Source organism: Planomonospora sp. ID67723, from assembly GCF_015711605.1.
Taxonomy (GTDB): domain Bacteria; phylum Actinomycetota; class Actinomycetes; order Streptosporangiales; family Streptosporangiaceae; genus Planomonospora_A.
Window position 1 is genome coordinate 434,950 of record NZ_JABTEZ010000006.1, and the last position, 14,412, is coordinate 449,361.

A 14,412-nucleotide genomic window follows, 5' to 3' on the forward strand; every position below is an offset into this window, starting at 1 on the left:
GTTCTCATCAGAGGGGGGTCACCTCCAGTCGGGGACCGGGGACGGGGGCCAGGGCGATCGCCGGGCGCGTGCCGGCCGGCGCGGTTCCCCACGGCGCCATGCGGAAGTTCTGGACCAGCCGGGTGATGATCAGTTCGCCCTCCAGCAGGGCGAACATGTTGCCCATGCACTGGTGGGCTCCGGCACCGAAGGGGAAATAGGAGAAGCGGGGGCGTTCGTTCGCGCGGGAGGGCAGCCAGCGGGCCGGATCGAACCGCTCGGGCTCGGCCCACACCTCCCGGTGCCGGTGGGTGACGTAGGACGAGACGATGAGCCGGGATCCGGCGGGCAGCTCGACCCCGTCGATCTCGACGGGTTCGTCGATCACGCGGCGCAGCGCCCACGCGGGGGGGTAGAGCCGCACGGCTTCCTGGACGACCGCCCTGGGCCAGGTCAGCCGGCTGAGAGCCGAGGCCGTGAGCGGCCCGCCGCCGACGGTGTCCCGCACCTCGTCCCGCAGGGCGGCCGAGACGGCGGGGTCGTCGCCGAGCAGGTGCAGGGACCAGGTCAGCGCCGTGCCGGTCGTCTCCGTCCCGGCGATGAAGATCGACAGAACCTCGTCGACGAGTTCCTCGTCGGAGAACCGCACCGACGGGTCGGCACCCCTGCTCTCCAGCAGGCCGTCCAGGAACGTGGGCTCGTCCCCGCCGCGTCGCCGCCGGTCGCGCACCGCTTCGGCGATGACGGCGCGGAGCGTGCCGATCGACCGCCGGTAGCGCCGGTTGTCCGGGGTGGGCCAGGATCTGGGCGGCTTGACCAGGGTGAACAGCCGCTCATCCACGTATCCGAGCAGGAAGCTCAGCTCCTCGCGGGCGACCCGGCGGTCGAAGTCGCCGTGCTTGCCGAAGGTCGCGTCGATCATCATCGCGACCGTCGCCCGCTTCATCTCCTTGGCGAGGTCGATCGTGCGGGACTGCCGCCAGTGCCCCTCCAGCACCTCGTCGAGCGAGCGCAGCAGGAGCGGGACCATCGCCGCCAGACGGTCCTCGCGAAACAGCGGCTGGATCAGGCGGCGGCGGCGCAGCCAGTCGTCGCCGCTCGGCGAGGTGAACAGTCCCTTGCCGAGGAGCTCCCTGAGCAGCGCGCGGTGCACGCGCCGCCCCTTCAGCAGCGTCTGCTTGACGCCGTCGGGATGGAAGGCGGCGTAGAGCGGCCCGGAGACCCCCAGGTCGAGCTCCACCAGGTCGCCGTATCTCCGGTGCGCCTCCATGAACATGCCGATCGGGTCGCGCAGGAAACGATGGTTCAGCCCCAGCAGCGGGGGGCCGGAGAACCTCTTCACCGGGCGGCCTCCGGCGTGCAGCGCAGCAGCGACCAGTGGGTGCCCTCGACCACTTCCCTGACCTCGTCGAGGCGGAATCCGCTCTCGGCGAGCAGCCGTTCGAACTGCGGGCGGGTGCGCACGGCACCGCCGAAGTGCGCCAGCGCGTTGATGTCGCCGTCGACGGCGAACGTCGCCTCCCGCACGCGTTCCGGCATCAGCAGCTCGAAGACCAGCAGGGTCGAGTCGGAGCCCATCGCGTCCCGGCAGTTCGACAGGATCTTCACGGCCGTCTCGTCCGGCCAGTTGGCCAGCACCCGGGACAGGATGTAGACGTCGCCGCCCGGCGGCACGGAGACGCGGAAGTCGCCCGACACCACCTCGCAGCGGTCGCCGATCCCGCGGCCGACCAGCGTCTCCTCTCCGGCCGCCGCGCTGAGCGGCAGGTCGAAGACGACCCCCCGCGAGGCCGGGCTCAGCGAGAGGATCTCGGCCAGCAGCGACCCGTTGCCGCCGCCGACGTCGACGATGGTGCGGTGCGGGGTGAAGTCGAACAGGCCGCCGATCAGCTCTGCCGCTCCCGGAGCCAGAGCGATCATCTTGTGGTAGTGCTCGGCCAGGTCGGGGTGCCGGTCGAGATGGTCGTAGTAGTCCGTGCCGAAGACGTGGTCGAAGGCGATGCCGCCGTCGGCCAGGCTCTCGGGCAGCCCGGCGTAGGCCCGGTAGCTGAGGCCACCGAAGTAGACCGCCTGGCCGTGGAACGTCTCCGGATGGTCGGTGCGCAGCAGCTCGCCCACCTCGGTCAGGGCGAACCGCTCCTCGTCGTCCTGGCAGAGGAGGCCCAGGGCGGTCAGGGCGCGGAGGACCTGGTGGAGCCGGTCCTCGCGGACGCCGGTCAGCGCGGCGAGGTCCGTGCCGGTCCGCGGCCCTCCGGCCAGCAGGTCGGGGAGGCTGAGCCGGGTCGCGAGGTGGACCAGGGCGGTCCGGCGGTATCCGCCGAGCATCTCCGCCAGTCGCGTCCTGGGCGCCGTCATCGGCTGTCCTCACGGCCGAGCGTCGCGCGGAGTTCGTCGAAGAGGTCGGCCATCGGCTCGGGACCGTGGGCGTCCGGGTCGTGCAGCATGGTCAGCTCCAAGGTGTCGGAGTGGTGGTGTGCGTGGAGGGCGAGGCCGAAGTCCGTCCGGTGCTCCCGCGGCGGCCGGACGACGATGTCCAGGCCACCGACCCGGGGCAGGCCGGTCGCCCGGTCGTCAAGGTCGAACATCATCGGGAACAGCGGTGCCCGCCCGCCGCCGACCGCCAGCTCCAGGGCGCTGAAGGGCAGCGAGCCCTGCCGCCGGTAGGCGTCGACGGCGGCGGCCCGCACCCGCTCGATCCGCAGGGCGAGGTCCTCGGTACCGTCCAGCTCGATGCGCAGGACCGCCAGGTTGACGAACCGGCCGATCACCCGCTGGAAGTCCGGGTGGTCGCGGCCGCTCACCGGCACGCACACGATCGGGTCGCGGCCGAGTGTCCTGGCGCACGCGGTGGCCCACGCGGTGAGCAGGACCGTGCGCAGGCTGCACCGCCGCTCTCTGGCCAGCGCGCCGAGCGCGCGGGTCGTGTCGCCGTCGAGCGTCAAGACCCGATGCAGCCTGCGGGCGCCGTACGCCGGGGGCGGGGCGGGGGACCACCCCCCCGACAGCCAGTCCTGCACCGCCTCCGCGACGACGTCCCCGGTCAGCCAGGAACGCTCCCAGGCGGCGTAGTCCGGGTGCTGGAGGCCCAGCTCCGCCGACTCCGGGGTACGGCCGGCGCGCAGCGCGTCGTAGGCGGCCGCGAGCTCCTCGACGAGGATCGCGGTCGAGGCGCCGTCCACGGCGATGCGGTGCAGTGTCAGCGCGAGCTCGTGCTCGTCCGGGCCGAGGCGGGTGACCCGCGCCGTGAGCAGCTCACCGCTGTCCAGCGACGGCTCGGCCGCGTCAGGCCCGAGCCGGACCGGGTACGGCTCGCGCACGACCTGCTCGGCCGGGCGGCCGGGGCCGGCCGCAGGCACGACCGCGACCCGCAGCGCCTCGTGGCGGGCGACGACCGTCTCCAGAGCCTGGCGCAGCACGTCGAGGTCCAGAGGACCGCGCAGCCCGGCCACCAGCGAAACGTGGAGTTCCTCGGCTCCGGCGCCCGCCTCGGCGAGCCGGTGGACGCGTTCCTGCGCGTACGACAGCGGGACCCGGCCGGCATCCCTCCTGACCGGCGCGGGTGCCGGTCGTCGACTGTCCGCACCCCTGGCCCGGACCAGATCCGCCAGCTCCGCCAGCGTCGGAGCGGTGAAGAACTCGTGCAGAGCCAGCTCCGTCGCGAACCGGTCGCGCACCGCGGCGACCAGCCGTACGGCGAGCATCGAGTCGCCGCCGAGCTGGAAGAAGTCGGCGTCGCCCGGCACGGTCTCCGTGCCGAGGAGTTCCGCCCACAGTTCGGCCAGCGTCCACTCGACGGAGCCGGGCGCGGGCCCGTTCCCCGCAACCGGTGCGGCGGCCGGCGGGTCGGGCAGCCGGGCCGCGGCGACCTTGCCGGTGACGCCGCGGGGGAACTCGTCCACCCGGACGAGATGGGCGGGTACGAAGGAGGGCGGCACCCGCTCCACGAGGTGGCCGCGGAGCGAGGACGTCTCGAAGGACCCTTCGCGGGGGGAGACCACGTAGCCCACCAGCGCCGGGCGCCCGCGCACGTCCCGCAGGACCACCACGGCGTCGGTCACGTCCGGGTGCCGGCGCAGCGCGCTCTCGATCTCCCCGGGCTCGATCCGTACGCCGTTCAGCTTGAGCTGGTCGTCGACGCGGCCCAGGAACTCCAGCGTGCCGTCGTGCCGGTGGCGCGCCAGATCACCGCTGCGGTACATCCGCGAGCCCGGCGGACCGTACGGGTCGGGGCGGAAGCGGTCGGCGGTCGCGGAGGGCGAACCGATGTAGCCATAGGCCAGCCCCGTCCCGCCGATCCACAGCTCGCCCGGCACCCGGACCGGCAGCGGTTGGAGTTCGTCGTCCAGTACGTAGACCCGCTTGTTGCCGATCGGCCGGCCGATGGCCGTCTCGTGGCCGGGGTCGGCCGGGGTGACCGGGTGCGAGGTGGTGTCGATGGTCGCCTCGGTCGGGCCGTACTGGTTGAACAGCCGTGCCTGCAGCCGCCCGTGGAAACGCGCGGCCAGGTCGCGGGGGAGACGCTCGCCGCCGCAGAACACGTGGGTGAGGGAGCCCAGGTCACCGGGGCTCGCCGCGTCGAGCGCCCCGGCCAGCGTCGAGGGCACGAAATCGCAGACGGTGATCCGGTGCTCGCGGACCAGCGAGACGACCGACGCGGGGTCGGCGGCGTCCTCCTGGCCCGCGAGCACCACCTCCGCCCCCGCGGCCAGCGGTCCGAAAAGCTGCCAGACCGAGGGGTCGAAGGAGAACGAGACGGTGTGCAGGAGCCGGTCGCCGGGGCCGATGCCGGTGACCCGGCGCCGCCACTCCAGGTCGTTGCACACCCCGTCGTGCGCGACCATGACGCCCTTGGGCGATCCGGTCGAGCCGGAGGTGTACATCACGTACGCCACATCCCGCCCGTTCACGGCGGGCAGGTCCGCCCGCGGGCCGCCGGAGGCGGCCGCGTCCAGCACGCGGACCCCCGGTGCGTCCAGCCGCGTGCCCGGGCCCCGCCCGACGATCAGGAACCGGGCGCCGGCGTCCGCCAGCGCCCGCCGGTTCCGCTCGGCGGGATGGGCCGGATCGAGCGGCAGGTAGGCCGCGCCGGCCGCCATCACCGAGAGCAGCGCCGTCACCAGCTCCGGCGTCCGCTCCGCGTGCACGCCCACGACGTCGCCGCGGCCGACGCCGAGCGCCACCAGCTCGCCGGCTCGCCGCCGCACCCGTCCCGCCAGCTCGGCGTACGACAGGCGCGCGGTCCCGCAGCGCAGCGCGGGGGCGTCCGGCGTCCGGTCCGCCTGCCGCAGGAACGCTTCATGGATCACGGCCGGATCGCCGGCGGGCGCCGCAGTCTCGTTCCAGCTCAGCAGCGTCGTGTCGCGCTCGTCCTCGCTGAGCAGCGGCACCCGCCCGACCGGCGTGTCGGGATGGGTGACCAGCGTCTCCAGCAGGCGGCCGTAGTGGAACGCGACGCGCTCGGCCGTCTCCTGGTCGAACAGCTCCCGGTCGTAGTCCGTGGTGATCCGCAGGCCGCCGGCCTCGGGCACGATCGACAAGGTCAGCGGGCACTGGGCCGTGCCGGGCCCCAGCTCGATCCGCTCGACCGCCAGGTCCGCCACCTCGACCAGCGGCAGCGGCGCGTCCTGCAGAGCGAACAGCACGTCGTACGGTGCGGCGCGCTCGGCACCCCGCACCGGCGCGGGATCGGCCGGCGCGTCCGCGTGGGCGAAGGCATCTGCCGCCGAGGACCGCACCCGGAGCGCCAGCTCCCGGAAGGACGGCGTCCCCGACAGGTCGGCCCGCAGCGGGAGCGTCGTGAACAGCGGGCCGACGACCCGGGCGAGCTCGGGCCGCCGCCGCCCGCCGAACGGCACGCCGACCACGAAGTCCCGCGCCCCCGAGTAGCGGTGCAGCAGGACCTGCAGCGCCGCCGCCAGTCCGGCGAACAGCGGGACGCGGATCGAACCGCAGAACAGCCCGAACCGGTCCGACACCTCGGGGTCGACGGTCGTGATCACTCGTCCCGAACGGCTCGTCCCACCGGGCGGCCGCGGGCGGTCCGTCGGCAGGTCCAGGGTCCCCGGCGCCCCGGCCAGGACCTCGGACCAGTGGTCCGCCAGGCGGGCCGAGTCCTCGGGGGCGAGCCGCCGCCGCTGCCATTCGGCGTAGTCGGCGAACTGCAACCGGGGCGCGGGCGGGTACGCGCGCTGTCCGTCCCGCGCGGCGGCGTAGCAGGCCGCCAGCTCCTCCAGCAGCACGGTGTTGGACCACGCGTCGGTGGCGATGTGATGAATGGTGATCATCAGAGCGTGGTGGTCGTCGCCCACGCGCACCAGCACCGCCCGGAACGGCGGGCCGGTCTCCAGATCGAAGGGCCGCCCCGCCTCCTCGGCGGCGATTCGCGCCAGCTCTCCCTCCGCCGACTCTTTCTCGACCAGGCCGTCCGCGTCGGCCACCTGCTGCGTGAGCACGCCGTCGACCTCCACGAACCTCGCCCGCAGCACCTCGTGCCGTCGGGTCAGCTCCTGGCAGGCCAGACGCAGCGCGGCGACGTCGAGCGGTCCCCGCAGGCGCAGCGCCATGAACACGTTGCCCGCCACGTCCCCGGGGAAGAGCTTCTGCCGCAGCCAGAACCGCTCCTGGGTGGGGGACAGCCGCGCCGGCCCGCCGCCGCGGCGCGTGATCGTCTCACCGACGGCGGCCGGTCCGGCGCTGCGCAGCCGCGCCTGCCGCAGCCGCGCGGCGAGTTCGGCACGTGCCCCTTCCGTACGGCTCCGCTCCACCGCGCTCATGCCTTCACATCCAGCGTCGAGAGGATCGTGTCCTCGATCAGGACCGCGAGCTCGGCGATCGTCGGGTGCTCGTAGAACGCGGCCAGCGGGAGCTCCACCTGAAACAGCCGGGACAGCTCGTCGAGTGCCTGCATGCCCAGCAGCGAGTGGCCGCCGATGTCGAAGAACGACTCGTCCCTGCCGATCCCGCCGACGCCCAGCAGGCGCGTCCACACCCCGGCGACGACCTGCTCGGTCTCGCTGAATCCGGCGACGTCCAGCGCCGGGGCCGTCTCGGCCTCCCCGTCCGGCCACGGATCGGCACCGCCCTCGACGGTGTAGCGGCGGCGCTCGAACGGGTAGGCGGGCATGGCGATCCGGCGGCGCCGCTGGGAGCCGTGCAGGGCGGTCCAGTCCACGGCGGCACCGTGCAGCCACAACCGCCCGGCCGACCCCAGCATGACCTCCAGATCCTCCCGGGTGCGGGCGGGCCCCGGCAGCGAGGGCACGGCCGCGGCGAACGCGACCGCCGGATCCCGTACGGACGACAGATCGCAGAGGGCGCGGCCGGGACCCATCTCGACCAGCAGCCGGGCACCGGCCGCCGCCGCTGCGTCGAGGCCGTCGGCGAACCGCACGGTCGCGCGCACCTGGCGGCCCCAGTAGCCCGGGTCGGTCGCCTCGGCCGCGGTGAGCGGCCGGCCGGTGACATTGGAGACCACCACCAGCCGGGGCGGCGACAGGGTCAGTCCGGCCGCGGCCTTCGCGACCGCCTCGGCGGCGCGGTCCATCGCAGCAGTGTGGAAGGCGTGGGAGGTCCGCAGCCGCCGGTAGCCGATACCGCGCGCGAGGTAGTCCGCCTCGAGCGCGGCGATCGCCGCGGCGTCGCCGGCGACCACGGTCTGCGACGTCGCGTTGACCGCGGCGATCTCCACCCCGTCCGGCAGCCCGGCGAGCACCTGCTCCTCGGCCAGCGTGACGGCCGTCATCGCACCGTTCGGGCTCTCCGCCATCGCGTGCCCGCGGGCCAGGACCAGCCGCACGCCGTCCTCGCGCGACATGACGCCCGCGACGCAGGCGGCGACCAGCTCGCCGATGCTGTGCCCGATCAGCACGGCCGGCTCGATCCCCCACGACATCCACAGCCTGGCCAGCGCGTACTCGATCGCGAACAGCGCGGGCTGGGTCATCGAGGTGCGCTGCAGGGCGAGCTCGGCGTCGAGGTCCGCCCCGGCCGGCCACAGCACCCCGCGCAGGTCCACGCCCGCGGCGGCGACGAGGTCCAGGCACGCGTCGAGCTCATCGTGGAACACCGGCTCCGCCTCGTACAGGCCGCGGGCCATGCCCACGTACTGCGTCCCCTGGCCGGAGAACATGAACGCCACCGGCAGCGGAGCGGACGCCGCAGGCGACTCGCCCACGACGACCCGCCGACGGTCGCCCGCCGCGATGCCGGCCGCGGCCTCGGCGCCCGACCGCGCGACGACCACGCCCCGGTGCCCGAACCCATGCCGGCCCACCTGCATCGTGTAGGCCGCGTCGGCGAACCCCGGCCCGTCCATATCCCGTACGGCATCGCCCACAGCCGCGAGGGCCCGGTCCCGCGCCGCGGCGGTCCGCGCGCTGACGGGGATGAGCTGCCAGGGCCGGCCCCGGTCCGACGGCGGTACGGCGGGTGCCTCCTCCAGCACGACGTGCGCGTTCGTGCCTCCGATACCGAACGAGCTGACCCCCGCCCGCCGTACGCCGGAGATCGGCTCCCACGGCCTGGCCTCGGTGTTCACGAAGAAGGGGGTGGAGTCGAGGCGGAGCTCGGGATTGGGCCGCTCGAAGTGCAGCGTCGGCGGGATGACGCGGTTGCGAAGGGACAGCACGACCTTGATCAGCGAGGCCACGCCCGCCGCGGCGTCGAGATGCCCGATGTTCGTCTTCACCGAGCCGAGGGCGCACCGGTCGCCCGGCTCCACCCCCGCGACCGCCTCGGCCAGCGCCGCCACCTCGATGGGGTCGCCGAGCCGGGTGCCCGTCCCGTGCGCCTCGACGTACCCGATCGTGGCCGGGTCCACCGCCGCGGCGGCGTGGGCGGCGCGGATCACCCGCGCCTGACCCTCGATGGCCGGTGCGGTGAAACCGGCCTTGAGCGCGCCGTCGTTGTTGATCGCCGAACCCCGCACCACCGCGTAGACGGTGTCGCCGTCCCGCAGCGCATCTTCGAGACGCCTGAGCACGACCAGGCCGAGCCCGTCGCCGTTGACCATCCCGGTGGCGTTCGCGTCGAACGCACGGCAGCGCCCCTCGGGCGAGAGCATGCCATCGGGCCGGATGGAGCCCCGACCGAGACCCTCGGCCCCGCGGACCGCGACGCCGCCCGCGAGCGCCATGTCGCATTCACCGGCGAGCAGCGCCTGCACGGCCATGTGCACGGCGACCAGCGATGTGGAACAGGCCGTCTGCACGACCACGCTCGGTCCTCGCAGGTCGAGCTTGTGCGCCGTCCTGGTGGTCAGATAGTCCTTGTCACAGCCGATGAGGAGCTGCGAGTCGTCGAGCAGGTCCCGGTGGTGCGGGCTGGACAGGACGTCCAGCATGTACCGGCTGGTGGAGGAACCCGCGTAGATCCCGGTGACCGGACGGTCTGCGCCGTCGCCGTACCCCGCGTGCTCCAACGCCTCCCACGCGCACTCCAGGAACAGGCGCTGCTGCGGATCGGTCCGCTCGGCCTCTTTGGGGCTGAAGCCGAAGAACTCCGCATCGAACAGGTCGTGGTCCGCCAGCACTCCCTTGGGAGTCGACCAGGACCGCGGGGCGGCGGAGACCGAGTCCACGCCCTGCAGCAGGTTGTCCCAGTACGCGCGCACGTCGGGAGCTCCGGGGAACCTGCCCGCCATGCCGATGACGGCGATGAAGTCGTCGTCGTAGTCGTCGTATTCGTGGTCCACGTGTCCTATTCCTTCGGCTCATCGCGCAGACGCCGGCGGCGCTGCTTCAGCCGCGACATCCCGGCGCGCCGCTCGTCGAGGTTCTCGGCCGTGGGGCCGGTGTACGTGTCTCCGTCCAGATAGGCGGCCAAGGTCCGGAGGGTCGGGTAGCGAAACAGGTCCATGACCTGGAGATCCGGCTTGAGCGCCCTCAACTGCTCGTGCGCCTCGATCAACAGGAGGGAGTGGCCGCCCAGGTCGAAGAAGTTGGCGTCGAGGTGAGGGGTGGTGGTGTGGAGGAGGCCCTGCCAGACGGCGGCAACGGCTTGTTGGGTGGGGGTGGTGGGGGGGTGGTGGGTGGTGGTTGTGGCGGTGGTGGTGGGGGGTGGGGGGAGTTGGGTGGGGTCGATTTTGCCGTTGGGGGTGAGGGGGAGGTGGGGCAGTGGGATGAGGTGGGTGGGGTGCATCCAGGTGGGCAGGTGGGTGCGGAGGTGGGTGTGGATGGGGTGGAGGTCGTGGGGGTGGGTGGTGGTGATGTAGGCGATGAGTTGGTTGTTGTGGGTGGTGGTGTGGGCGGCGGTGATGTGGGGGTGGGTGAGCAGGGTGGTGTTGATGTCGTCGAGTTCGATGCGGTAGCCGCGGATTTTGACTTGGTGGTCGGTGCGGCCGAGGTAGTCGAGGGTGCCGTTGGGGCGGTGTTTGGCGAGGTCGCCGGTGTGGTAGAGGCGGCTGCCGGGGGTGCCGTGGGGGTTGGGGGTGAAGCGTTCGGCGGTGAGGGCGGGTTGGTTGAGGTAGCCGCGGGCCAGGCTGGTGCCGGATAGGTAGAGGTGGCCGGGGGTGCCGGTGGGTACGGGCTGGCCGTGCCGGTCCAGCACGTAGGCGTGGATGCCCGGAATCGGGCGGCCGATCGGCACCTTCCCCCGCGGGTCGCCCGGGCGGCACAGCTCCACCGTGCTCCAGACCGTCGCCTCGGTCGGGCCGTACTCGTTGTAGAGCGATACGGCGGGCAGCAGCTCGTAGTGGCGTTCGACCAAGTCGGGCATGAGGGCCTCACCCGCCACGACGACCGTTTCGAGGCCCACCTGCTCCCCCCGCATGCGCTCCAGCAGGAGCTTGTACAGCGACGGGAGACAGACCAGGTGGCTGACGTCGTCCCGTTTGGCCAGGGCCACCAGATGGTCGAGCTCCAACTGCCTGCCCTCGGCCGGGAGGTGCAGGACCGCGCCGTTGCACAGGCTCCAGAAGATCGACGCCACCGATGTGTCGAAGGAGACCGACGACAGGAGGACGAAGCCTCGGAGCGGGCGGTCGTAGACCAGGCTGCGCGCGGCGGTCGAGGCGCTGAGGCCGGCGTGGGTGATGGCCACGCCTTTGGGGGTGCCGGTGCTGCCGGAGGTGTGGATGACGTAGGCCAGGTGCTGGGGATCCAGCCGAGCCGCAGTCGGGGCCGGTGTCGCGGTCGGGTCCGAGGTGGCAGTCGGATCTGGGTTCGGGGCCGGGGCCGGGGTCGGAGTCGCGGTCAGGTCCGGGGTCGGGGTTGGGGCCGTAGTCGGGGCCGGTGTCGCGGTCGGGTCCGAGGTGGCAGTCGGATCTGGGTCCGCGGTCGGGGTCGGAGTCGCGGTCAGGTCCGGGGCCGGGGGTGGGGGTGGGGTTGTGAGCAGGGTGGTGATGTCGAGGGTGGGGGTGTGGTCGGGTGGTGTTGTGGCGTGGTTGAGGATCAGCAGGGGTTTGGCGTTGGTGGTGATCTGGGTGAGGCGGTGGTGGGGGTAGGTGGGGTCGAGGGGGAGGTAGGCGGCGCCGGCTTTGAGGGTGGCCAGCAGCGCGATGATGAGTTCGGGGCTGCGGGGGGCGTGCAGGCCGATCAGGGTGTCGGGGCCGGCGCCGGCGGCGGTCAGGTGTGCGGCCAGGTGGTCGGCTTGCTGGTTGAGCTGGTGGTAGGTGAGGTGGTGGCCGTTGTCGTCGATGAGGGCGGTGGCGTGGGGGTGGGCGCTGGCCTGGGCGGTGATCAGGTCGTGGGCGAAGGCCGGGGTGTCGGGGCGGGGGTTGTGGGCGGGGTTGTGGGCGTGCAGGTTGTGGGCGTGCAGGTTGTGGTGGTGTTGGGCGGGGGTGAGCAGGGGGTGGGTGGTGATGGGCTGGTCGGGGTGGGTGGTCAGGTGGGTGAGCAGGGTGTGGAAGTGCTGGGCGTAGCGGGTGATGGTTTCGGCGTCGAACAGGTCGCTGTTGTATTCCCAGGCGGTGTGCAGTCCGGTGGGGGTGGGGGTGATGGTCAGGGTGAGGTCGAATTTGGCGGTGGCGGTGGTCAGGGGGGTGATGGTGGCCGGGAGGGCCGGGTTGAGGGTGAACATCACCTGAAACAGCGGGTTGCGGGTGGGGTCGCGGTCCAGCGGCAGGTGCTCGACCAGGTGCTCGAAGGGCAGGTGCTGGTGGTGGTAGGCGTTGAGGGTGTGGGTGCGGGTGCGCTCCAGCAGGGTGTGGAAGGTGGGGTCGTCGCTCAGGCGGGTGCGTAGTGGCAGGGTGTTGGCGAAGAAGCCGATCAGGGGTTCGAGGTGGGGGTGGGTGCGGTTGGCGATCGGTGTGCCGATGATGAGGTCTTCTTGACCGCTGAGGCGTGAGAGCAGGACGGCGAAGGCGGCGTGCAGGGTCATGAAGAGGGTGCTGCCGCGCTGCTGGGCCAGGTCGGTGAGGGCGGTGCTGAGTTCGGTGGGCAGGGTGTGGGTGTGGGTGGCGCCGCGGTGGCTGGGGATGGCCGGGCGGGGCCGGTCGGTGGGCAGGTCCAGGGCCGGGGGCGGGTCGGCGAGCTGGTGGTGCCAGTAGGTGAGTTCGTGTTCGCGTTCGGGGCTGGTGAGCCAGTGCTGCTGCCACAGGGTGAACTCGGCGTACTGCATCGGCAAAGGAGCCAGTGGTCGCACTGTGTTGTGCTGGGTGCCGAAGTCTGTGGAGAGGGTGGTGAGTTCGTCCAGGAGGACGTTGAGTGACCAGCCGTCGCAGATGATGTGGTGGGCGGCGATGATCAGGTGGTGGTCGGTGGGGCCGGTGCTGGCCAGGTGGGTGCGCAGCAGGGGGCCGGTGGCCAGGTCGAAGGGTTGGGCGATCAGCTCGGTGGCCAGGTCGTGGAGCTGGTCGGGGTGTTCCAGGCGGGTGTGGGGCAGAAGGTGGGGGGGGGGGGGCTGGATGTGCTGGTAGGGGCCGTGGGCGTCGGTGGGGAAGCTGGTGCGCAGGCTTTCGTGCCGGGTGGTGATGGTGGTCAGCGCGGCCTGCAGCACGGTCGGGTCCACGGTGGCGGGCAGGGCCAGGATGCCGGCCACGGTGTAGGTGGTGGTGCCGGGGGTGAGTTGATCCAGAAACCACAGCCGTTGCTGGGCCGATGACAGCGGGATCCGTTCGGGCCGCGCACCCTGCCACAAGGTCAGCGAAGGCGGGTTTTCCAAGGTCGATGCGGGCGGGTTCTCCGCTCGTGTCTGATCGATCAGTTCTGCCAGTTCGGCGATGGTGGGGTGTTCGAAGATGGCCCGCAGCGGGAGGTCGGCGTGCAGGCCGTGGTGGATGCGGGAGATGGCCTGGGTCGCGGCCAGGGAGTGGCCGCCCAGGTCGAAGAAGTTGTCGTGGATGCTCGGTTCCGGGGTGCCGAGGATGTGGCGGTAGATCTCGGCAACGGCTTGTTGGGTGGGGGTGGTGGGGGGGTGGTGGGTGGTGGTTGTGGCGGTGGTGGTGGGGGGTGGGGGGAGTTGGGTGGGGTCGATTTTGCCGTTGGGGGTGAGGGGGAGGTGGGGCAGTGGGATGAGGTGGGTGGGGTGCATCCAGGTGGGCAGGTGGGTGCGGAGGTGGGTGTGGATGGGGTGGAGGTCGTGGGGGTGGGTGGTGGTGATGTAGGCGATGAGTTGGTTGTTGTGGGTGGTGGTGTGGGCGGCGGTGATGTGGGGGTGGGTGAGCAGGGTGGCGTTGATGTCGTCGAGTTCGATGCGGTAGCCGCGGATTTTGACTTGGTGGTCGGTGCGGCCGAGGTAGTCGAGGGTGCCGTTGGGGCGGTGTTTGGCGAGGTCGCCGGTGTGGTAGAGGCGGCTGCCGGGGGTGCCGTGGGGGTTGGGGGTGAAGCGTTCGGCGGTGAGGGCGGGTTGGTTGAGGTAGCCGCGGGCCAGGCTGGTGCCGGATAGGTAGAGGTGGCCGGGGGTGCCGGTGGGTACGGGCTGGCCGTGCCGGTCCAGCACGTAGGCCTCAGTGCCGGGCAGGGGCAGGCCGATCGGGGCGTCTTCGGGTGGGGTGGCCAGCTCATGGGTGGTGGCGTAGACGGTGGCCTCGGTCGGCCCGTAGCCGTTGATGATCTGAGTGGCGGGCAATTCCCGTAGGTGGGTCAGGAGGGCGGGGGAGAAGGCCTCGCCTCCCAGCATCAGTGTCTGCAGCGAGCTCAGGGCGGATCGGGTATCGGGGTCTTCCAGCAGCCGGGTGGCGAAGGACGGGGTGGTCTGCAGGTGGGTGACCTGGTGGGTGCGGATCACGGTGGCCAGGTCGGTGTCGCCGGGCAGCACGATGCGACAGCCCGCGCTCAGCGTCCAGATCAGTTCCAGCACTGAGATGTCGAAGCTGGCGCTGGTCAGGGCGAGCCAGGTCTGCGGGGCGGTGTGTGGTTGGTGCAGGGTGTCCATCGCGTGCAGGAAGCCGGTCAGGTTGGCGTGGGTGATGGCCACGCCTTTGGGGGTGCCGGTGCTGCCGGAGGTGTGGATGACGTAGGCCAGGTGCTGGGGATCCAGCCGAGCCGCAGTCGGGGC

The 14,412-nt window shown here is 72.3% G+C and carries 5 protein-coding genes; all 5 read right to left on the reverse strand.

What is annotated here, in order from left to right; genetic code table 11:
• Window positions 1-7: 7 nt before the first annotated feature.
• Window positions 8-1,321, reverse strand: a complete 1,314-nt coding sequence (locus tag HS041_RS36610) for a cytochrome P450 (protein WP_196445457.1) — start codon at window positions 1,319-1,321, stop codon at window positions 8-10.
• Window positions 1,318-2,334 carry a methyltransferase gene (locus HS041_RS36615; RefSeq protein WP_196445458.1) on the reverse strand — a complete coding sequence of 339 codons (1,017 nt, stop codon included), beginning with the start codon at window positions 2,332-2,334 and terminating at the stop codon, window positions 1,318-1,320. The genes HS041_RS36610 and HS041_RS36615 overlap by 4 nt, the downstream gene beginning before the upstream one ends.
• Entirely contained in the window at window positions 2,331-6,752 is a 4,422-nt protein-coding gene (locus HS041_RS36620) for a non-ribosomal peptide synthetase (protein WP_196445459.1), read from the reverse strand. The genes HS041_RS36615 and HS041_RS36620 overlap by 4 nt, the downstream gene beginning before the upstream one ends.
• The gene (locus HS041_RS40320; protein ID WP_196445460.1) at window positions 6,749-9,670 is read right to left on the reverse strand and encodes a type I polyketide synthase; all 2,922 of its coding nucleotides are present in this window, start codon (window positions 9,668-9,670) and stop codon (window positions 6,749-6,751) included. The genes HS041_RS36620 and HS041_RS40320 overlap by 4 nt, the downstream gene beginning before the upstream one ends.
• Window positions 9,671-9,675: 5 nt before the next feature.
• On the reverse strand, window positions 9,676-14,412 hold a 4,737-nt coding region (locus HS041_RS36630; RefSeq protein ID WP_196445461.1), incomplete at its 5' end, for an AMP-binding protein.